This window comes from Streptomyces sp. M-16 (assembly GCF_052114405.1).
Taxonomy (GTDB): domain Bacteria; phylum Actinomycetota; class Actinomycetes; order Streptomycetales; family Streptomycetaceae; genus Streptomyces.
On record NZ_JBFRER010000038.1, the window covers coordinates 25840 to 45464 of the forward strand.

Below are 19625 nucleotides of genomic sequence, written 5' to 3' on the forward strand. Positions count from 1 at the left end.
CGAGCCCCTGACCGGCATGGGGACGGGGTGTGCTGGGCCTACTTGGACTCGATCCGTCCGAGTGGATCGGGCCCGGCCGCCAGCGAGTGCCGCGCCGCCTGCCAGGCGGAGTCTCCGGGGTAGAGCTGGCTGCGCAGGTAGGCCCAGGTGAGCCGGGCGACGGCGGCGACGCGCCCGGGGTTCTCGTCCGTGGTCTCGGCGACGTCGTATCCGGATATTCCGCCGAGCCCGTGCTCCGCGTCGAACAGGGTGAGGAGGGATTTGGGGCTGGGGGAGAGGGTGTAGGGGTCGGTGTGCCACTCCGGCCCTCGCACCGTCAGGTGCGCGGAAGCGTCGTGGTCACCGGCGACCACCAGCGCGGGCGCGGCCATCTTGGAGAAGTCCGTGGTCAGGAAGAAGGGGCAGTTCTCGACCACGAACTCGGTCAGGGCGTCGCCGCCCCGGCCGGGCGCGGCGAGCAGTACGCCCGCCTTGATCCGGGGCTCGGTCAGGTTCACTTCCGTTCCGTCGAGCGGATCGGTGAGTCGCGCGCCCAGGAGCAGGCTTGCGGTGTGTCCGCCCATTGAATGCCCGGCCACCGCGATCCGGCTCCGGTCCAGGCGCCCGCTCAACTGAGGGACGGCGGCCTCGATCGCGTCGAGCCCGTCGAGGATGCGTGTCATGTCCTCGGCCCGCGAGCGCCAGTGCGAAGGCGCTCCCGGGCTGTCGGGATCCAGGCTCAAGGTCCTGGAATCCAGGTGGGTCGGCTGGATCACGACGAATCCGTGTGCCGCCCAGGAGTTCGCGAGGGGGGCGTAGCCGTTGAGCGAGGAGAGGTTGTTCGAGAAGCCGAGACCGTGCGAGAGCAGGATGACGGGCAACTCGCGCCCCGCCGTCGGGGCCGAGACCCGCAGGTGCAGGTCCATGGCGCGGCCGGGAGCCGGCAGTACCACCGGACCGACTGAGAACACGGGCGTCGGCGAGCCGGGGATGCCGGCTGTGTGTGCAGGTTCACTCATGGCGGGGATGTCCTTTCGACGGCCTCTGCCGCCGCCCTCTTCAGCCGGGGGGGGCGAGGCGGTGCGGAGCGCCGGGCCTCGGCCATCCTTAACCGGAGCGTTGCTCCATTTAATATATGGAGCGCTGATCCGTTTCGTCAACGGCCATCGGAAGGAGAGGGCGTGGTGCCCACCGCAGATCAGCCCGGAGGGGAGCGGTCCCGGGGCAAGCGGGCCGACGCCGTGCGCAACCAGCGGGCGGTGCTCACCGCCGCCGCCGAGGTGTTCGCCACCTCTGGCGTCGACGCGCCCATCCGCCGGATCGCGGTCCGGGCGGGCGTCGGGATGGCTACGATCTACCGCCACTACCCGACCCGGGCGGACCTCGTCACCGCCGTCTACCGCCACCAGATCGAGGCATGCGCCGAGGCCGGCCCGAGGCTGCTGGCCGCCGCCGACTCCCCGTTCGACGCGCTCCGCCAGTGGGTCGACCTCTTCGTCGAGTTCCTCGTCACCAAGCACGGACTCGCCGATGCCCTCCAGTCCGACAGCGACCGCTTCGCCGCGCTGCACACCCACTTCCTCGACCGCCTGCTGCCCGTCTGCGCCCGACTGCTCGACGCCGCGGTCGAATCCGGCGATATCAGGTCCGGCCTCCAGCCCTACGAACTCATGCGGGGCATCGGCAACCTCTGCGTCGGACGGGACGACGACCCCCGTTACGAACCCCGCCGACTGATCGGACTGCTCCTCCAGGGACTGCGGCAACCACGGTCACCCGGCGTTGACGACACCCGATGACGGTCCGGAACCGCGGGATCGGGGTGGGGCTACGAGGGGCCGTTGCGGGCAGCTTCCTCATGCGGGGCCGGCTCCCGCTCCGTGGTGCCGACCCTGGCGCGGTCAGCGGGCGAGGGATACGGCGAAGGGCTGGAAGCCGTGTCGGCGCAGGATGTGGGGAACCACGAGGATCATGGCCTCAGTGGCGCGGGCCGTGGTGATGTCGCCGAGGTCCTCGATCCATGCGGGCTGCCAGCCCAGGTCGCCGAGCACGCCGGTGACTGTCTTCTTCGCGTGTTCGTCGTTACCCGACACGTAGACGGTCGGCGGGGTGGCCAGGGTTTCGGGGGCGGTCATGACCATGAACAGCATGGTGTTGAGGGTCTTGACCACATGGGTGTCGGGCAGGGCCGCCTGGAGTTGCTCGGCGAGGCTGCTGCCGGGGTAGCACAGGGGCCCGGGCAAGCCGTCGTCGGCGTCGCGGGTCGCGTTGGAGACGTCGACCAGTATCTTTCCGGCGAGTTCGGCGCGCAGATCGGTGAGGCGGTCCAGGGCGCTGTCGCCGGGCGTCGCGTTGATCACGATGTCCGCGGTGCGGGCGGTGGTGCGCTGGTCGGCGAAGGAGATGCCGGGGTCGATGCCTTCGGCAGGTGCTGCGGTCTCGTCCGGGTTCCGGACACCGAGGGTGACGTGGTGTCCGGCCGCGGAGAGCTTGCGGGCGAGGTTGGCGCCGACGCGGCCGGCGCCCAGGATGCCGATGCTGGTCATGAGGTGATGCTCCTTGCGGTGTGAGGTGGGTAGCGCGGAGGTGTCCGGTCAGGCGATCGGCGACAGGACTTTGAGGGCGGCGGTGCGGATGCCGCGCTCCTGTCGGTCAGCGTGAGAGGGTGGCGACGGCCTGGGCGTGGACGCCGGGCGCGGCGGCCAGGAAGCTCTCGCTTTGCGGGGTCCAGGGGCGGCCTTCGGCGTCGGAGATCCGGCCGCCGGCCTCGGTGACGAGGAGCGCCCCGGGCAACAGGTCCGCGCGGGCACCGGCGAACTGCCAGAAGGCGTCGATCCGGCCGGCGGCCACGTTCAGCAGGTGCAGGGTCGCGGGCACGGACGTACGGACGACGAGCGCGTCGAAGAGCATCGCGGTGATCGAGGAGCCGACGCGCCGCACGACGTTCTTGTCCTCGTCGGGCCGGGCCTGGCTGGTGGCCACGAGGCTCAGGCCGAGGTCCGCGGTCCGGGAGACGTGCAGCGGCCGGCCGTCGACATAGGCGCCCGCTCCGGTGAGCGCGGTGTAGGTCTCGCCGGTCAACGGCAGGTGGACCACGGTGAGCACCGGCTGGTTCTCGCGCACGAGGGTGGCGGTCACCGCCCAATCCGGCAGGGCGTGCAGGTGGTTGACGTTGCCCTCGGCCGGATCCACGACCCACCATTCGCCGGGCGGCAACGCCCCGCCGTCCAGCTCGTCCTCCACCCATCCGGCGTCGGGACGCAGGCGGGTGAGACGGGGGCGCAGGATGTCGAGGGCCGTGTCGTCGTTGGCGGCGAGCGCGTTCATCAGCTCTTCGCGGTTCTGGTAGCGGACCACCTCGCCGAAGCGCTCGCGCAGCGCCGACCCTGCCGCGCGCACGGCGACCGAGGTCTGGTCGAGCAGGTCGGCGTCGGAGGCGGCGGCGTCAGTGGTCTGAAGCGTTTCGGACATGGCGGACTCCCGTGTGAGAGGGGGATGGTGAGGTCGGGTCGGGCCGGGCCGAGCTGTGCGGTCCGTCCTGCGCCTTCGCCTCAACGGTAGGCAGCGGGGTAATTAACTTCAACTGCATGTCAAGCACGCCTAGGATTACTCGCATGCAATTGAGTGCGTGCCGCGCCCGGCGCGTTGCCGGGGGAGGGCAGGCGCCGGGAGTGGGAGGGGCTCGCGCCACTCGGCCTCACCCGCCGCGTGGTGGCGACCGCGCCCGCCGAACCAGCCGCGCTGGAGTTCGCGCCCGGCTCCCCTCTCCTGATCAGCGATCTCGCTCACTCGGCCGGCTCCTGGCCGACGAGCAGGTCGAGCAGGCCGGCGGGGGCGTCGTCGCCGAAGATGAGCCGGTGATTCTTGTCGGATTCGGCGGCGAACTGGGCACTGCGGGGAAAAAGAGCCTGCTCGTACTCCGCAAGGGCGGCTTCGATGTCGTCGGAATGGGCGGCGATGGCTTTGCCCAGTTCAGCGCCGTCGAACATGGCGAGGTTGGCGCCCTCCCCGGCGAACGGTGACATGAGGTGGGCGGCGTCGCCCAGCAGCGTCACTCCGGGAACGCGGTCCCAGCAGTGGCCGATCGGCAGGGCGCTGATCGGGCGCGGGGCGAGGGCGGTTTCCCCGTCAGTGATGAGTGCGGTGAGTTCAGGCGCCCAGCCGGAGAATTCCGCCGCGACCTGGGCCGCCGCCGTTTCGGGACTCGCGAGGATGGCGGCGATCCATTCCTGCGGTTTGGCGAGCGCGACGTAGGTGTGAAGGACGGCGCCGGCCTCTCGATGGCCAAGGATCCCCTTGCCGGCTGCGACGGCGAACAGGGAACCGTCGCCGGCGGCCTCGGCCGCTGCGGGGTGGCGTTGGTCGGCGTCGTACAGGTAGGTCTCGACGAACGACGTGCCGACGTACTCGGGCTTCGCGTCGGAGAGCAGCGGCCGGATCCTCGACCAGGCGCCGTCCGCGCCGACGAGGAGGCCGGTCGTCACGGTCGGCCCGTCGGCGAAGGTCAGCTCGTGCCTTCCGCCTCCGAGGGGGCGGACACCGGTGACCTTGTGTCCCCACTGGATCATCTCGTCGGGCAGCGAGTCGAGCAGGATCCGACGCAGGTCTGCGCGGAGCACCTCAGGGCGACCGCCCGTGCCGTCGTCGGGCTGGTCGAGCAGTACCGCGCCGTGCTGGTCGAGCACGCGCAGGGCCTCGCCGCCCTCGTGGATGATCGCGCGGAACTCGTCGGTGAGGCCGGCCGCTTCGAGGGCGAGCTGCCCGTTGTACTCGTGGATGTCGAGCTGACCGCCCTGCGTGCGGGCGTCCGCCGATGGCTCGGCTTCGTAGATGGTCGCGGGGATCCCGTGCAGGTGCAGGACCCGTGCGAGGGTCAGGCCGCCGAGCCCGGCGCCGACGATCGTGACGGGAGTGGTCATGGTGGTTTCCCTTTCACTTGGACACCGTTCTACTGAGATACAGTGTTCGCAGTAATGGCGCCACGTCAGCACTACTGCGAACAGTGGGTGCAGTAGTGAGGAGGGAAATCGATGGACGACGCTCACACGGTGATCTGGAACCGGCCGGAGCGGGCCGCGAAGGGCCCCGCCCCGTCACGCACCCGGGCGGAGATCACCAGCACCGCCATCGCGATCGCCGACGCCGAGGGCATCGAGGCACTGTCCATGCGCCGCGTCGCCAAGGAACTGGGAACGGGCACGGCCTCGCTCTACCGCTACCTGGCGTCCAAAGACGACCTGCTCGACCTCATGCTCGACGCCGTGGCGGCCGAAGGCGGCGGCCCGCTTGCCCCCACCGGCGACTGGCGCGGCGACCTGCGAAGCCTGGCCCACCGTTCCCGGGCCACCATCCACCGGCATCCCTGGATGACCTCCCTCGCGGCAGGGCGCCCCTCGCTCGGGCCGAACTCCCTCGATGTCACCGAATGCGCACTCGCCGCCCTCGATCCCCTCGGCTTCGACATCGGCGTCATGATCACCATCGTCGACACGCTGCAGGCGTTCGTCCGCGGCTATGCCATCGGCGAGCTCGCCCAACAGGAAGCCGTCCGGCGCTCCGGAGTCGGCAACCAGGAATGGATGGACGCCCACGCGCCCTACCTCGACGAAGTCGTCAAGGCCGGGCGTCACCCACTCCTCGCCCGGGTCATTCGTGATGCCGAGCTCCCTCACGCGGCCGACAGTGCCGAGCGCGGGTTCGAACTGGGACTCGAACGACTTCTCGACGGATGGGAAGCCAACCTCCCCGTCCGGCCCTGACGGTCCGGCAGGATCAACCGGGGGGCCGTCGGGGGAACTGCACACCCCGACGCCGGCCTTCGCGCGCCGAACCCCCGGCGCGGTGCCGCGCACGGAGGGAGGGCTCGGCCTTGGCGGTGGGACGTCGAGCCCTCGATGTTGATCATGGTCGTGTAGTGAGGAACCTGTCTCATGCAACTGGATTTGAACCTGCTCACGGCGCTTGACGCGCTGCTGGAAGAGGGCAGCGTCGCCGGCGCCGCGGCCCGTCTCCATGTCACCCCACCGGCTATGAGCCGCTCCCTGGGCCGCATCCGCAAGGTCACCGGTGACCAGATCCTGGTCCGCACCGGTCGCACCATGGTCCCCACCACCCGCGCACTGGCCATCCGCGCCCAGGTCCACGCCGTCGTGCAGGAGGCCCATCAGCTTCTCTCCGCGCAGCATGGCCTCAACCTCGCGACTCTGGAGCGGGTGTTCACCCTGCGCTGGCACGACGCCCTGACCGTCGCCTGCGGTCCGGCCCTGATCGCCGCCATCCACCGCCGGGCCCCCGGCGTGCAGCTGCGTCTGCCCGCCGAACCCGGCACGGACACCCCCGACCTACGCCGGGGCGAGGTCGATATCGAATCCAGCTCCACGCTGCCGACCCTCGCCGACATCCGCCACCGCCTCGTGGGCAAAGACCGGATCGTCGTCGCCGTCCGCCCCGGTCACCCGCTCGCCGAAGGCCCGCTGAGCGTCGAGCGCTACACGGCCGCCGACCACGTCACCGTCTCGCGTCGCGGACGCCTGCGCGACCCGATAGACGAAGCCCTGACCACACGCGGCCACGAACGCCGCGTCGTCGCCGCCGCGCCCACTGCCGCCATCGCGCTGCAACTAGCCCTCGACACCGACCTGGTGGTCACCCTTCCCGACGCGGTCACCCGCGCGGCCCGGGACCAACTCGGTCTGATCACAATGCCCCTGCCACTCCAGATGCCCGCCATCCCGCTGTACCTGCTGTGGCACCAGCGCCACGACGACGACCGCGCCCACACCTGGCTGCTGGACCTGGCCACCGAAACCGTCCGGGCACTGTTCGCACCACTGCCAGACTCCCAACAGGCCGGGACCGACTGACTCCCGTTCTCGGGTTCTGGCTGGAGGAGTTGCTGTTCCCGTCGATCGCCGACGTGGCGGTGCTGTCGGCCGCCGTGAACGCCGAGGCGGTACGCCCAGGGGCCCGAAGCAAGGCGGCGGGGGCCATGTGTCCGGGACGCGGGAGCTGGTCTCGGCGGATTCGCGGCTCCTACCTGCGGTTTCCTGCTGATGTGCCCCAGCGGAGGCAGAACGGCCGGACGGTGAGTCAAGCTCAGCGCGTGCCGGTGCGACGCAGGTGGGCGTCGATCAGGGCGAAGACCGTGTCCGGCTGTTCGATGTGCGGCAGGTGGCCCGCTCGGGGGACGGTCTCCAGCCGGCCCCGGCCGAAGGCTGCCGCGTACGCCGCACCGTAGGCCGGTGTGACGACGCGGTCGCTCTCACCCCATAGCAGGAGGGTTGGCAACTGCACCCGTCCGAGCCTGCCGAGCAGCCCGGGGTCGTGCATGTAGGGGTCTCCCGCCAGCAGGCGCATGGTCTCCATGTTGCCCTGTCGGCGGGCGAGTTCCTCGGGCGGGACCGCGGTGGGTGGGACGTAGTAGCGCTCGGGCTCGTGCCAGGAGTGTTCGGCGAGGCCGCGGGCGTCGAGGGCGAACACGTCCGTGATCGGCTCGGAAGCGACGTCGACGCCGACGGCGTCGATCAGGACGAGGCTGGACAGGGTGCCGGCGGTGTCCTGTGCAGCCATCTCGGCGGCGACCCACCCGCCGAGCGAGGAACCGACGACGAGTACGTCGCGCAGCCCGCGGTCGCGGAGCAGTTCCAGGTAGGCGCGGGCGAGGTCGCTCATGCCGGTGCACCACGCGGCGCGCGGCGTACCGTCCCAGCCCGGGTGGACGGGCGCGAGGGTGTGGGCGGCCCGGGCGAGGTGGCCGGCGAGGCCGGCGACGGTCGGCCGTCCTCCGCCACCGTGCAGGACGAGCACGGGCCGCCCGGTGCCCGCTTCCGACAGGGCGAAGGGCGGCGTGAACGACGTTTCCCCGTAGGGCGATCCATGCGCTGAAGAGGTCATGTGCCCACTCTAACTAAGGATGTTTATATAAACCAGCTTAGTTTGAGACTATGCTCGCCCCATGCACACAGACCTCCAACTGCTCGGCAGGGCGGTGAAACAGGCCCAGTACCGCAACCACCGGGCGCTGGACACTGCTCTCGCCGCTGTCGGCACCACCCTTGCGCAGTGGGATGCGCTGCGGGCGATCAGCCGGTCCCCGGGCGCGTCCGCGCGCGAACTCGCCGCCGCCACCTTCCAGAGCGAGCAGGCGTTCGGCACCCTCGTGGGCCGCCTGACGAAGCAGGGCGTGGTCGAACGGAGCCCGGGTCGGGGGAGGCGCATCGACCACCACCTGACGCCCGCCGGCGAGCACCTCCTGGCCGCCGGGGGCGAGGCCGCCGACCAGGTCCTCGCCGCGAACTTCGCGGCCCTCGCCGAGCCGGACCGCGCGACCCTCCTCGCCCTGCTCCAGCGCCTCAACGGCGAGGAGGAACCCGGGGCGGGAGCGCCGACCGCCGTCTGAGAGGGCGGCGGCAACCGGCAAGCGGACTGCGTCCGTGCTCGGACCGGTGCGGCAATCGCGTGCGCGCCGCCCGCCACGACACCGACCATTTGGCATAGGCGGGCGAAGGTCCAGGTTCGTCGTCCCGTGAGCAGGGCGGATGCGGGCGTGACCGCTCGCGGGGTCAAGGACGGGTACCGCGGACCAGTGCCCTGACCGCCGACCCGTCAACCTGAAGGTGCGCCGGGCCCGGCGGTCGCCGACGAAGACCGCTGAGAGCGGCACCATCCTCCGGCCCTGGGCCACTGGACGACCGTCGTGCGCCCAGCGGCGGCCGCCGTGTTGCACGTCTGCCCGGCCCCGAATCTGTGCCGTGGCAGGACTCGAACCGGACCGACGGGGTTACGCTCTGCGCCATGCGATGAAGTGGCCCAGGGGGTTGGATCCTTCGCCTCCCACGCCGAGGGGCGGGTGAAGCGGCCGAGCCTGGCACCCTGCGGTCAACTCCTGTGCCGTTGCGTCGAAGGACTCATCCTCGTCTGGTTGGGGGATACGCGGGAGATTGCGGGGGGTGGCRGGCCGCCAGGGCCGAATCCGAGCGGGCGGACGCCTGGGGGATCCAGATGGAATTGCGCCGCCGGGCCGGGCCGCCGGCCTTCGGAGGTCGACGTAAGGATTTGGGAAAATGACACAGGACGGCAGACGGAACCACAGTATGCGATACAAGAACGAAGATGATGTCAAGCAGGCGCTGGGAATCGACTCCTGGAGGAACCTTTCCAAGGAGAAGATGATCAGGTTCGCGGCCATGATGCCTGACATGGACACTGAAGTGGCTCTGAAAATCGTTGAACAGTTCCCCGTGTTCAAGGATTTCGCCATGGGTATCGTGGGCGTGATGGAGAAGGCGCACGAGTCCACGCTCTCGGCCAACAAGAAGAGCCAGAAGTATTTCCATCGGGCCTGCCAAGAAATAAGGGACATCCTCAAGCGTGAACTCGATAGGGGTGACCTGGGTTGGGAGGAGAGGAAATACATCATCGAACGAATCCAGGAAACCGGAAGGATGGAGTTCGAGAAGGACAGCGAGAACAAACGGTTCCTGGATGGGATGCTCAAGAAGGTTGTGGTCGGCGTGGGTGCGGTAGCCGCCCTGGGCGTGGCTTTTGTCGGCGGCAAGGTGATAGCCGAAAGCAAGGACAGCCCCGAAGGGTCCGCGGAGGCTTGACCTCGATATTTCGCATCTCGCTCCCCGTCGGGAGCGGTCCGACCGGCTGGCCCCCGGTCGCGCTGCCGGCGTCGTGGGGGGGCGTAGGTTCGGGCGGCTCACCCGGATGTCGTACGGGTTCACCCGGGCGGGGCACGCTCCGTCCTCGTGCTGTTGCGTGGCACGCGTCGCGCGTCGAGGCTCGGCGCACGGCCTGGATCGCCCGTGTCGAGGCGGCCCGGCGTTCTCGGAGCGACGGGAGGGAGCCATGGCGGCTCCGAACGCGTCGGACGACGGCACTGGATCGCCGCGGCAGCCCGCCGGGCCGGCTCAGCGCAGTTTCGGGCTGAGGGTCGCCACCGCGCTGATCATCGGCACGATCATCGGTGTCGGAGTGTTCAACCTTCCCACCGCGCTGGCCACTTACGGGCCGATCGGTCTGGTCTCGATGGGGCTGACGACCATCGGTGCGCTGGCGCTCGCGCTTCTGTTCGCCGCGCTGTCTCGGCGGCTTCCCGCGGACGGCGGCCCCTACGCGTACGCGCGCACCGCGTACGGCAACACGCTCGGGTTCTTCAGCGCGTGGTCGTACTGGATCACCGCGTGGGCGGGCAACGCGGCGATCGCGGTCGGATGGGTGCTGTACGTCGAGGTGTTCCTGAACCAGGGGCACAACCGGTTCTTCTCGGTCCTGTTGGTGCTGGCCGCGCTCTGGCTGTCCGCGTTGGTGAACCTCGTCGGGGTGCGGCAGATGGGCCTGGTGCAGGTGGTCACCACGGTGCTGAAGTTCGCGGCGCTGGCCTTCATGGCTACCGTCGGGCTGTTCTTCGTGGACGGGGCGAACTACAGCCCGGCGAACATCAGCGGCGAGGGCACCGTCGCGGCCATCGGCGGCGGCATGGCGATCGGCCTGTTCAGCTACCTCGGGGTGGAGACCGTTGCGGTGGCCGCGGGCAAGGTTCGCGATCCGGATCGCAACATCCCGCGCTCCACCGTGATCGGGACGCTGGCGACGGCCGCGGTGTACATGCTCTCCCTGGTCGCGGTGTTCGGGATCCTGCCGGCCGCGCGGCTGAAGGACTCCACCGCGCCGTTCTCGGACGCCGCGAACGTGATCTTCGGCGGGACCTGGGCCGGGAACGCGATGGCCGTCGCCGTGATCATCTCCGGGCTCGGCGCGCTGAACGGCTGGACGATGATCTGCGCGGAGATGCCGCTCGCGGCGGCGCACGACGGGCTGCTGCCCGCGCGGTTCAAGCAGCTGTCCGCCAAGGGCGTGCCGGCGTTCGGGGTGGTCGCCTCGACCGTGCTGGCGTCCGTCGCGGTGATCGTGAACTACTCCGGGTCCGGCGGCACCTCGGTGTTCACCACGCTGGTGCTGATGACGGGCATCACGGCCGCCATCCCGTACGCGCTCTCCGCCGGAGCGCAGATCAAGTGGCGGCTGGCGGACCGGCGGCACGCGCAGCGCGCCCGGTTCGCCCGCGACATGGTGATCGCGGTGCTCTCTCTGGCGTTCTCGCTCCTCTTCATCTGGTACTCGCGCGACACCAGCCGCACCTCGTGGGGCTACTGGGCCCCCTTCCTGCTGGCCGCGGCGGCCCTGCTGTGCGGCGTGCCCGTCCACCGCGCGCAACGCCGGCACATGACGCCGCCGACGGAGGTGCCGCCATGGCGGTGACGGAGCCGACCGAGCCCGGCCCGGACACCCCGCCCGCGCCCGCCCCGCCCCGGGCGCGTCAACTGACGGCGGAGCTCGGGAGCTCCGCCGTCACCGGGGGGCCGTCTCCCGCCCTGGGCAGCGTGAGGACCATGGTCAGGCCACCGCCGGGGGTGTCCTCGGCGGTCAGCGTGCCGCCGATGGCCTCGGTGAAGCCGCGGGCCACGGCGAGGCCCAGGCCCACGCCGGCGCCGCGCGGGGCGTCGCCGTGGCGCTGGAAGGGTTCGAAGATGCGGTCCTTGGCCTCGTCCGGGACGCCCGTGCCCCGGTCCACCACGCGGAGTTCGACCCGGTCGTGCAGGGCGCTGGCGGTGACCAGGACCGGCCGGCCCCGGGGGCTGTACTTGACGGCGTTCTCGACGATGTTGGCGACGGCGCGCTCCAGCAGGCCCCGGTCGACGGGGACCATGGGAAGCGTTTCGGGGATGTCGAGCTCGACGCTGTCCTCCGGCACGCCGCCCAGGGCCATCGGGACGACCTCGTCGAGGTCGGTCTCGCGGATCAGCGGGACGACGGTGCCGGTGTTGAGGCGGGACATGTCGAGCAGGTTGCCGATCAGCGCGGCGAGCCGGTCGGCGCCCTCCTCGATGCCCTCCAGCAGGCCCGCCCTGTCCTCCTCCGACCACTCCACGTCCTCGGAGCGCAGGGAGGTGACGGACGCCTTGATAGCGGCCAGCGGAGTGCGCAGGTCGTGGCTGACGGCGGCGAGCAGAGCGGTGCGGATGCGGTTTCCCTCGGCGAGCCCGCGGGCCTCCTCGGCCTCGTCGAGCAGGCGCTGCCGGTCCAGTACGACGGCGGCCTGGGCGGCGAAGGCGCCGAGTACGCGCCGGTCCTCGGCGGGCAGCACCCGGCCGGCCAGGGCCAGTGTCATGTTCTCGCCGATCGGCATGTCGACGTCGGCGTTCTCCGGGCGGGCGACCGGATGGCTGCCCACGGACGCGGCCGTGGACCACGCGTCGACCTCGCTCGCGCGCTCCAGCAGGGCCACGGAATCCATGGAGAAGGTCTCGCGGAGCCGTTCCAGGAGGGCGTCGAGGGAGTCCTCACCGCGCAGGACGCTGCCGGCGAGGAAGGAGAGGATCTCGGACTCGGCCCGTAGCCGGGCCGCCTGGTGGGTACGGCGCGCCGCGAGGTCGACCACGGACGCCACCGAGACCGCCACGCCCACGAAGATCGCGATGGCCACGATGTTCTTCGGGTCGGCGATGGTCAGCCGGTAGAGCGGTGGCGTGAAGAAGTAGTTCAGCAGGAGCGATCCGAAGGCCGCCGACGCGAGCGCCGGCATCAGCCCGCCCAGCAGGGCGGCCGCGACCGTGCAGGTCAGGAACAGCAGCATGTCGTTCGCCAGCCCGAGCCCGGGGACGACCTGGCTGAGCAGCAGGGTGAGCAGGGCCGGTCCGGCGATTCCCGTCACCCAGGCCCGGATGATCCGGGACCTCCCGAGCCGCGCCCTGCGGGCGATCGGCAGGCCACGGCCCTTGGCCGCCGCGTCGTGGGTGACGATGTGCACGTCCAGGTCCGGCCCGGACTCGCGGGCGACGACCGCGCTCACCCCGGGCCCGAAGAGGTACTGCCAGGAGCGCCTGCGGCTCACGCCGAGGACGATCTGGGTCGCGTTCACGCCCCGGGCGAACTCCAGCAGGGCGTCGGAGACGTTGTCACCGATGACGTGGTGGAAGGTGCCCCCGAGGTCTTCGACCAGCGTGCGCTGGACGGCGAGTTCCTTCGGCGAGGCGGAGGACAGGCCGTCGCTGGCGGCGATGTAGACGGCGAGCACCTCCCCGCCGGCGCCCTTCTCCGCCAGGCGGGCCGCGCGGCGGATGAGGGTACGGCCCTCCGGTCCGCCGGTGAGGCCGACGACGATGCGTTCGCGGGCTTGCCAGGTGGTGCGGATGTTGTGTTCGCCGCGGTATTCCCGCAGGTACTCGTCGACCCGGTCGGCCGTCCACAGCAGGGCCAGCTCCCGCAGGGCGGTGAGGTTGCCGGGCCGGAAGTAGTTGGACAGGGCCGCGTCGACCTTGTCCGCCTGGTAGACGTTGCCGTGGGCCATCCGGCGGCGCAGCGCCTGCGGGGACATGTCAACCAGCTCGATCTGGTCGGCCCGCCGCACCACCTCGTCGGGGACCGTCTCGCGCTGGCGCACGCCGGTTATGGTCTCGACGACGTCGCCCAGGGACTCCAGGTGCTGGATGTTGACCGTGGAGACCACGTGGATCCCGGCACGCAGCAGTTCCTCCACGTCCTGCCACCGCTTGGTGTTGCGGGAGCCGGGGACGTTGGTGTGCGCGAGCTCGTCCACCAGGACGACCGCCGGCCGCCGGCCGAGGATCGCGTCCACGTCCATCTCGGCGAAGGTCGTGCCCCGGTAGTCGAGGTCCCGCCGCGAGACCACCTCCAGACCGTGCAGCATCACCTCGGTGCGCGGCCGGTTGTGGTGTTCGACGAAGCCGACGACGCAGTCGGTGCCCCGCTCGATCCGGCGGTGCGCTTCGGAGAGCATCGAATGGGTCTTGCCGACCCCCGGCGCCGCGCCGAGGTAGATACGGAGCTTTCCGCGTCCCATGATGGTGAGTCTGTTCCCGTCCTGTTCCTGTTCGGCGTGGTTCACGGTTCGAAGCGGTAGCCCATGCCCGGTTCCGTGATCAGGTACCGGGGGTGGGAAGGGTCCGCTTCGAGCTTCCGCCGGAGCTGGGCCATGTAGACGCGCAGGTAGTTCGTGTTGTCGCTGTAGGTCGGGCCCCAGACTTCGAGCAGCAGCCGGCCCTGGGAGACCAGGTGGCCCGGGTGGGTGACGAGGATCTCCAGCAGGTGCCACTCCGTCGGGGTGAGCCGTACGCTGAGGTCGCCGCGCTGGACCTTCTTGGCGAGCAGGTCGATGGTGAACCCGTCGGTCGTGACCAGCGTGATGGCGCTGGTCCTCTGCTCGGGATCCGCCTGCCGCCGGGTGGCCGCGCGGAGCCGGGCCAGGAGCTCGTCCATGCTGAAGGGCTTGGTGACGTAGTCGTCGGCACCGGCGTCCAGCGCACGGATCTTGTCCTCCGAGGTGTGCCGGGCGGACAGGACGAGGATCGGGACCCGGCTCCACCCCCGCACCCCCTTGATGACGTCGATGCCGTCCATGTCGGGCAGCCCGAGGTCGAGGACGATGACGTCGGGTCTGCGGGCCGCTGCGAGCCGCAGGGCCGAGCTGCCGTCGGGAGCCTCCTCGACTTCGAACTTCCGCGCCTGGAGATTGATCTTGAGCGCGCGGACGAGCTGGGGATCGTCCTCCACCACCAGCACCCGGGTCATCGGTGTGCAGCCTTCCTTCTTCGCGAGCGGAACGGTGAGGAGCCGGCGGGGTGCGAACGCTGCGCACCCCGCCGGCTCGCGGCTCGTGTGGGGCGAACCATCAGTTCCCGGTCAGTGCCTTGAGGGCGGTGTTGAGTTCGAGGACGTTGACGCGGGGTTCCCCCATGAAGCCGAGGGTGCGGCCCCGGGTGTGGTCGGCGACGAGCTTCTCGACCCGCTTGACGTCGAGGCCGTGCCGCTCGGCGACCCGGTGGACCTGCAGGTCGGCGTACTGCGGGGAGATGTCCGGGTCGAGGCCGGAGCCGGAGGAGGTGACGGCGTCCGCCGGCACGTCCCGCGGATCGACCTTGTGGGTCACCGTCGAATTGTCGGCGACCACGGCCTCCTTGGCGTCCTTGACCAGCTTGACGAGGTCCGGGTTGTCGCCGGCCTTGTTGGTGGCGCCGGAGAGCAGGAGGGAGTACCGGGTGTTGACGCTGTTGCCGCCGAGGCCGTTCGAGGGCCGGGGCTGGAACCAGTCGAGATCCGGCCTGGCTGCCTCCCCGGCGTCGTCGGGGTCCTTCTTCGGCAGGTCGTACCTCTGCCCGATGAGGGAGGATCCGACGACGTCGCCGCTCTTGTCCCTGATCTCGGAGCCGTTGGCCTTGTCGTTGAACAGGGCCTGGGCGATCCCGGTGACGGCGAGGGGGTAGAGCACGCCGCACACGATCGTCAGGACGAGCAGGGCCCTCAGGCCCGCGCCGATCAGACGCGCTGTGTTGCCTACGGAGTTGTTCATGGCGGGTATCAGCCGATTCCGGGGATGAGGGTGATGAGCATGTCGATGATCTTGATGCCGATGAACGGGGCGACGAGGCCGCCGAGTCCGTAGACGCCGAGGTTGCGGCGGAGCATCTTGTCGGCGCTGGCCGGCCTGTACCGCACGCCCTTGAGGGCCAGCGGGACGAGGGCGATGATGATCAGCGCGTTGAAGATGACGGCGGACAGGATCGCCGACTCGGGGGAGGCCAGGCCCATGATGTTCAGCTTGTCCAGGCCCGGGTAGACCACGGCGAACATCGCGGGGATGATCGCGAAGTACTTCGCGACGTCGTTGGCGATGGAGAAGGTGGTCAGCGCGCCCCGGGTGATGAGGAGTTGCTTGCCGATCTCSACGATSTCGATGAGCTTGGTGGGGTAGGAGTCGAGGTCGACCATGTTGCCGGCCTCCTTGGCGGCCGACGTGCCCGTGTTCATCGCGACGCCCACGTCGGCCTGGGCGAGCGCGGGGGCGTCGTTGGTTCCGTCGCCGGTCATCGCGACGAGCTTGCCGCCCGCCTGCTCCCGCTTGATGAGGGCCATCTTGTCCTCGGGGGTGGCCTCGGCGAGGAAGTCGTCGACACCGGCCTCTTCGGCGATGGCCTTGGCGGTGAGCGGGTTGTCACCGGTGATCATGACGGTCTTGATGCCCATGCGGCGCAGCTCGTCGAACCGCTCGCGCATGCCCTCCTTGACGACGTCCTTGAGGTGGATGACGCCCAGGACCCGGGCGCCGTCCTCGTCCTCGACGGCGACGAGCAGCGGGGTGCCGCCGGCCTGCGAGATCGCGTCGGTGAGCGCCTGCGCGTCGTCCGCGACGGATCCTCCGCGCTCGTCCACCCAGGAGATGACCGAACCGGTCGCACCCTTGCGGACCTTGCGGCCGTCGACGTCCACACCCGACATACGGGTCTGGGCGGTGAAGACGATCCATTCGGCGTGGGCGAGTTCGCCCTGGTGGCGTTCGCGCAGTCCGTACTCCTCCTTCGCGAGGACCGCGATGGAGCGGCCCTCGGGAGTCTCGTCGGCGAGGGAGGAGAGCTGGGCCGCGTCGGCGAGTTCGGCCTCGGTGACGCCCTTGACGGGGACGAACTCGGCGGCCTGCCGGTTGCCGAGGGTGATGGTGCCGGTCTTGTCGAGGAGGAGCGTGGACACGTCACCGGCGGCCTCGACGGCGCGGCCGGACATGGCCAGGACGTTGCGCTGGACGAGCCGGTCCATGCCCGCGATGCCGATCGCGGAGAGGAGGGCGCCGATGGTGGTGGGGATCAGGCAGACCAGCAGCGCGGTCAGCACGATCATCGACTGCTTGGCGCCGGCGTAGATCGCGAAGGGCTGGAGGGTGACGACGGCGAGCAGGAAGACGATCGTCAACGAGGCGAGCAGGATGTTGAGCGCGATCTCGTTGGGGGTCTTCTGCCGGGCGGCCCCCTCGACCAGGTTGATCATCCGGTCGATGAAGGTCTCACCGGGCTTCGTCGTGATCTTGACGACGATCCGGTCGGAGAGGACCTTCGTACCGCCGGTGACCGCGCTGCGGTCGCCGCCGGACTCCCGGATGACGGGCGCGGACTCACCGGTGATCGCGGACTCGTCGACGGAGGCGACGCCTTCGACGACGTCTCCGTCGCCGGGGATGATGTCACCGGCCTCGCAGACGACGAGGTCGCCGATGCGCAGATCGGTGCCGGGGACCTGCTCCTCGCCCGGGCCGTCCTGGGTCAGGCGGCGGGCGACGGTGTCGGTCTTGGCCTTGCGGAGGGTGTCGGCCTGGGCCTTGCCGCGGCCCTCGGCGACGGCCTCGGCGAGATTGGCGAAGATCGTGGTCAGCCACAGCCAGGCGGTGATCGCCCAGCCGAACCAGTCCGTCGGGTCCTTCAGGGCCAGCACGGTGGTGACCACCGAGCCGACCAGGACCACGAACATCACCGGCGACTTGACCATCACCCGGGGGTCGAGCTTGCGCACGGCGTCCGGGAAGGACGTCAGCAACTGCGCGGGGTCGAACAGCCCTGTGCCGACGCGTCCGCCGTCCGGCTTCCGGCCGGTGGGTACGTCCTGGTGCGGAGGGCGGGTCGGAGTCACGGTCGGCATGACGTCCTCTTGCTTCCTGGTGTCGGAGGTCATGACGCCAGCCCTTCGGCGAGCGGACCCAGCGCGAGCGCCGGGAAGTAGGTCAGACCCGTGATGATGACGATCGTGCCGACGAGCAGGCCGGCGTAGAGGGGCTTGTCCGTGCGCAGGGTTCCCGCCGTCTCCGGTACGGGGTTCTGTTCGGCGAGCGAGCCGGCCAGTGCGAGGACGAACACCATGGGCAGGAACCGGCCCAGCAGCATGGCGAGGCCGATGGTGGTGTTGAACCACTGCGTGTCGGCGTTCAGGCCTGCGAAGGCGGAGCCGTTGTTGTTGGCGCCCGAGGTGTAGGCGTACAGGACCTCGGAGAAGCCGTGCGCCCCGGAGTTCAGCATCGAGTGCGGCGGGGTCGGCAGGGCCATGGCCGCGGCCGTGAAGCACAGCACCAGCGCCGGGGTGATGAGGATGTAGCAGGCGGCCAGCTTGATCTCGCGGGTGCCGATCTTCTTGCCCAGGTACTCCGGGGTGCGGCCGACCATGAGGCCGGCGATGAACACCGCGATGATCGCCATGACCAGCATGCCGTAGAGACCGGAGCCGACACCGCCGGGCGCGATCTCGCCGAGCTGCATGCCGAGCATCGCGATGCCGCCGCCGAAGCCGGTGAAGGAGGAGTGGAAGGAGTTGACGGCACCCGTGGACGTGAGGGTGCTGGCCACCGCGAAGATCGACGAGCCGCCGATTCCGAAGCGGGTCTCCTTGCCCTCCATCGCCCCGCCCGCGACCTCGAACGCCGGGCCGTGGTGGGCGAATTCGGTCCACATCATCAGGGCGGTGAAGCCGAGCCAGATGACGGCCATCGTCGCCAGGATCGCGTAGCCCTGGCGCAGGTTGCCGACCATCCGGCCGAACGTGCGGGTGAGCGCGAACGGGATCACCAGGATGAGGAAGATCTCGAAGAGGTTGGAGAAGGGGGTCGGGTTCTCGAAGGGGTGGGCGGAGTTGGCGTTGAAGTAGCCGCCGCCGTTCGTGCCGAGCTCCTTGATGACCTCCTGGGAGGCCACCGCCCCGCCGTTCCACTGCTGCGTGCCGCCCAGGAACTGGCCGACCTCGTGGATGCCGGCGAAGTTCTGGATCGCCCCGCAGGCGACCAGGACCAGCGCGCCGATCACCGAGATGGGCAGCAGGATCCGGACGGTGCCGCGGACCAGGTCGGCCCAGAAATTGCCGAGTTCGCCGGTGCGGGAGCGCGCGAAGCCCCGTACCAGGGCCACCGCCACGGCCATGCCGACCGCGGCCGAGACGAAGTTCTGCACGGCGAGGCCGCCGGTCTGCACGACGTGGCCCATCGCCTGCTCACCGGCGTACGACTGCCAGTTGGTGTTCGCCACGAAGGACGCGGCGGTGTTGAAGGCCTGGTCCGGGTCGATCGAGGCGAAGCCGAGCGAGCCGGGCAGGACGCCCTGCAGGCGCTGCAGGGCGTAGAGGAACAGGACGCCCACGGCCGAGAAGGCGAGGACGCCGCGCAGGTACGCGGGCCACCGCATCTCGGCGGTGGGGTTGGCGCCGATCGCCTTGTAGATCCACTTCTCCGGCTTGTAGTGCTTCTCGGAGGAGTAGACGCGGGCCATGTAGTCGCCCAGCGGACGGTAGGCCAGGGCCAGCGCGGCGATCAGAGCGAGGAGCTGGAGGACACCAGCGATCCGGGGACTCATGTCGGCTCAGAACCTCTCCGGGTACACGAGGGCGAGGACGAGGTATCCGAGCAGGGAGACGGCCACGACGAGGCCGACGACGTTCTCGACGGTCACAGCTTGGCCACCCCTCGGGCGATGAGAGCCACCAGCGCGAACACCGCGACCGTGGTGACGACGAAGGCCAGATCGGCCATCGTGAGCTCCTGATGAAGTGATGAAGTGGAATCGGCCGGAGTGGCCGATACCGAGCAAAGCGCGAGTGGCTCCCCGCGTTAAGGGACCTTGACGGGGTCCATACGGGCGCGGGGCAACCCTTGATGCGGCCCTGACGCGGGGTCTCGGGTTCAGAGCCACTCGGGCCCGTCTGCGGGGCTCGGCGTACGGAGCGCGTGAAGAGTGGTCCGGTCGGCGTATGGAACTCGCCAAGGTGGCCGACGGCAGCGGTGAGCGGCTCCGACGCTGTCCTCACTCTGCCCACTTCGG

The 19625-nt window shown here is 70.1% G+C and carries 17 protein-coding genes and 1 pseudogene; 7 read left to right on the top strand and 11 right to left on the bottom strand.

The features are described 5' to 3' along the window. Positions 1–38: 38 nt before the first annotated feature. Positions 39–998 carry an alpha/beta fold hydrolase gene (locus tag AB4039_RS19385; RefSeq protein WP_266846805.1) on the bottom strand — a complete coding sequence of 320 codons (960 nt, stop codon included), beginning with the start codon at positions 996–998 and terminating at the stop codon, positions 39–41. Between the two features lie 165 nt (positions 999–1163). Between AB4039_RS19385 and AB4039_RS19390 the strand changes: the two genes are divergently transcribed. Further along, positions 1164–1778: a TetR/AcrR family transcriptional regulator gene (locus tag AB4039_RS19390; protein WP_266846803.1), complete on the top strand. Its 615-nt coding sequence runs from the start codon at positions 1164–1166 to the stop codon at positions 1776–1778. 102 nt (positions 1779–1880) lie between these two features. On the opposite strand, the gene AB4039_RS19395 is transcribed toward AB4039_RS19390, so the two are convergent. Both AB4039_RS19395 and AB4039_RS19400 read right to left on the bottom strand, forming a co-directional pair. Further along, a complete protein-coding gene (locus AB4039_RS19395) occupies positions 1881–2525 on the bottom strand; it encodes an NAD(P)-binding domain-containing protein (protein ID WP_266846801.1) in 645 nt (214 codons plus the stop codon). 106 nt (positions 2526–2631) lie between these two features. Further along, the gene (locus AB4039_RS19400) at positions 2632–3450 is read right to left on the bottom strand and encodes an inositol monophosphatase family protein (RefSeq protein WP_442271325.1); all 819 of its coding nucleotides are present in this window, start codon (positions 3448–3450) and stop codon (positions 2632–2634) included. Between the two features lie 204 nt (positions 3451–3654). Between AB4039_RS19400 and AB4039_RS19405 the strand changes: the two are divergent. Then, positions 3655–3756 (top strand): annotated as a pseudogene (locus tag AB4039_RS19405) (LysR family transcriptional regulator); the annotation flags it as partial. An 8-nt stretch (positions 3757–3764) separates the two neighbouring features. On the opposite strand, the gene AB4039_RS19410 reads toward AB4039_RS19405, so the two are convergent. Beyond that, positions 3765–4898: an FAD-dependent oxidoreductase gene (locus AB4039_RS19410; protein ID WP_442271326.1), complete on the bottom strand. Its 1134-nt coding sequence runs from the start codon at positions 4896–4898 to the stop codon at positions 3765–3767. A gap of 111 nt (positions 4899–5009) precedes the next feature. Here AB4039_RS19410 and AB4039_RS19415 point away from each other — a divergent pair, with 111 nt between their 5' ends. Both AB4039_RS19415 and AB4039_RS19420 read left to right on the top strand, forming a co-directional pair. After that, a complete protein-coding gene (locus AB4039_RS19415; RefSeq protein ID WP_442271327.1) occupies positions 5010–5738 on the top strand; it encodes a TetR/AcrR family transcriptional regulator in 729 nt (242 codons plus the stop codon). 171 nt (positions 5739–5909) lie between these two features. Further along, the gene (locus AB4039_RS19420; protein WP_266846795.1) at positions 5910–6842 is read left to right on the top strand and encodes a LysR family transcriptional regulator; all 933 of its coding nucleotides are present in this window, start codon (positions 5910–5912) and stop codon (positions 6840–6842) included. Positions 6843–7074: 232 nt separating this feature from the next. Here the strand turns inward: AB4039_RS19420 and AB4039_RS19425 are convergent, their stop codons facing one another. Further along, positions 7075–7872 (bottom strand): alpha/beta fold hydrolase, encoded by a 798-nt coding sequence (locus tag AB4039_RS19425; protein WP_442271328.1) that lies wholly within the window; start codon positions 7870–7872, stop codon positions 7075–7077. A 61-nt stretch (positions 7873–7933) separates the two neighbouring features. Here AB4039_RS19425 and AB4039_RS19430 point away from each other — a divergent pair, with 61 nt between their 5' ends. The 3 genes from AB4039_RS19430 to AB4039_RS19440 all read left to right on the top strand — a co-directional run bounded on the left by AB4039_RS19430 (position 7934) and on the right by AB4039_RS19440 (position 11244). After that, positions 7934–8377 carry a MarR family winged helix-turn-helix transcriptional regulator gene (locus tag AB4039_RS19430; RefSeq protein ID WP_266846792.1) on the top strand — a complete coding sequence of 148 codons (444 nt, stop codon included), beginning with the start codon at positions 7934–7936 and terminating at the stop codon, positions 8375–8377. Positions 8378–9041: 664 nt separating this feature from the next. Beyond that, on the top strand, positions 9042–9584 hold the full coding sequence (locus AB4039_RS19435) for a hypothetical protein (protein WP_266846791.1): 543 nt from the start codon (positions 9042–9044) through the stop codon (positions 9582–9584). A 247-nt stretch (positions 9585–9831) separates the two neighbouring features. Next, positions 9832–11244, top strand: coding sequence for an APC family permease (locus tag AB4039_RS19440; protein WP_442271329.1), 1413 nt, complete (start codon positions 9832–9834; stop codon positions 11242–11244). 58 nt (positions 11245–11302) lie between these two features. Here the strand turns inward: AB4039_RS19440 and AB4039_RS19445 are convergent, their stop codons facing one another. The 6 genes from AB4039_RS19445 to kdpF form a co-directional block, all read right to left on the bottom strand. Beyond that, positions 11303–13846 (bottom strand): ATP-binding protein, encoded by a 2544-nt coding sequence (locus AB4039_RS19445; protein ID WP_442271330.1) that lies wholly within the window; start codon positions 13844–13846, stop codon positions 11303–11305. Between the two features lie 41 nt (positions 13847–13887). Then, complete coding sequence (locus AB4039_RS19450; RefSeq protein WP_442271331.1) at positions 13888–14574, bottom strand: response regulator; 687 nt, start codon at positions 14572–14574, stop codon at positions 13888–13890. A 100-nt stretch (positions 14575–14674) separates the two neighbouring features. After that, positions 14675–15352, bottom strand: coding sequence for a potassium-transporting ATPase subunit C (locus AB4039_RS19455; protein ID WP_442271332.1), 678 nt, complete (start codon positions 15350–15352; stop codon positions 14675–14677). An 8-nt stretch (positions 15353–15360) separates the two neighbouring features. Continuing rightward, the gene (gene kdpB, locus AB4039_RS19460) at positions 15361–17499 is read right to left on the bottom strand and encodes a potassium-transporting ATPase subunit KdpB (protein ID WP_442271333.1); all 2139 of its coding nucleotides are present in this window, start codon (positions 17497–17499) and stop codon (positions 15361–15363) included. Then, positions 17496–19160, bottom strand: coding sequence for a potassium-transporting ATPase subunit KdpA (gene kdpA, locus AB4039_RS19465; RefSeq protein ID WP_442271334.1), 1665 nt, complete (start codon positions 19158–19160; stop codon positions 17496–17498). Before kdpA ends, kdpB begins: the two co-directional genes overlap by 4 nt. A 6-nt stretch (positions 19161–19166) precedes the next feature. Beyond that, positions 19167–19256 carry a K(+)-transporting ATPase subunit F gene (kdpF, locus tag AB4039_RS19470; RefSeq protein WP_037860493.1) on the bottom strand — a complete coding sequence of 30 codons (90 nt, stop codon included), beginning with the start codon at positions 19254–19256 and terminating at the stop codon, positions 19167–19169. Positions 19257–19625 lie beyond the last annotated feature (369 nt).

Excerpts from the sequence above, each read along its gene's own strand:
- AB4039_RS19455 (WP_442271332.1), bottom strand. The coding sequence starts at position 15,352 with ATGAACAACTCCGTAGGCAACACAGCGCGTCTGATCGGCGCGGGCCTG.
- AB4039_RS19445 (WP_442271330.1), bottom strand. The coding sequence starts at position 13,846 with ATGGGACGCGGAAAGCTCCGTATCTACCTCGGCGCGGCGCCGGGGGTC.
- AB4039_RS19400 (WP_442271325.1), bottom strand. The coding sequence starts at position 3,450 with ATGTCCGAAACGCTTCAGACCACTGACGCCGCCGCCTCCGACGCCGAC.
- AB4039_RS19415 (WP_442271327.1), top strand. The coding sequence starts at position 5,010 with ATGGACGACGCTCACACGGTGATCTGGAACCGGCCGGAGCGGGCCGCG.
- AB4039_RS19430 (WP_266846792.1), top strand. The coding sequence starts at position 7,934 with ATGCACACAGACCTCCAACTGCTCGGCAGGGCGGTGAAACAGGCCCAG.
- kdpA (WP_442271334.1), bottom strand. The coding sequence starts at position 19,160 with ATGAGTCCCCGGATCGCTGGTGTCCTCCAGCTCCTCGCTCTGATCGCC.
- AB4039_RS19420 (WP_266846795.1), top strand. The coding sequence starts at position 5,910 with ATGCAACTGGATTTGAACCTGCTCACGGCGCTTGACGCGCTGCTGGAA.
- AB4039_RS19440 (WP_442271329.1), top strand. The coding sequence starts at position 9,832 with ATGGCGGCTCCGAACGCGTCGGACGACGGCACTGGATCGCCGCGGCAG.
- AB4039_RS19395 (WP_266846801.1), bottom strand. The coding sequence starts at position 2,525 with ATGACCAGCATCGGCATCCTGGGCGCCGGCCGCGTCGGCGCCAACCTC.
- AB4039_RS19385 (WP_266846805.1), bottom strand. The coding sequence starts at position 998 with ATGAGTGAACCTGCACACACAGCCGGCATCCCCGGCTCGCCGACGCCC.
- AB4039_RS19450 (WP_442271331.1), bottom strand. The coding sequence starts at position 14,574 with ATGACCCGGGTGCTGGTGGTGGAGGACGATCCCCAGCTCGTCCGCGCG.
- AB4039_RS19425 (WP_442271328.1), bottom strand. The coding sequence starts at position 7,872 with ATGACCTCTTCAGCGCATGGATCGCCCTACGGGGAAACGTCGTTCACG.
- AB4039_RS19410 (WP_442271326.1), bottom strand. The coding sequence starts at position 4,898 with ATGACCACTCCCGTCACGATCGTCGGCGCCGGGCTCGGCGGCCTGACC.
- AB4039_RS19435 (WP_266846791.1), top strand. The coding sequence starts at position 9,042 with ATGACACAGGACGGCAGACGGAACCACAGTATGCGATACAAGAACGAA.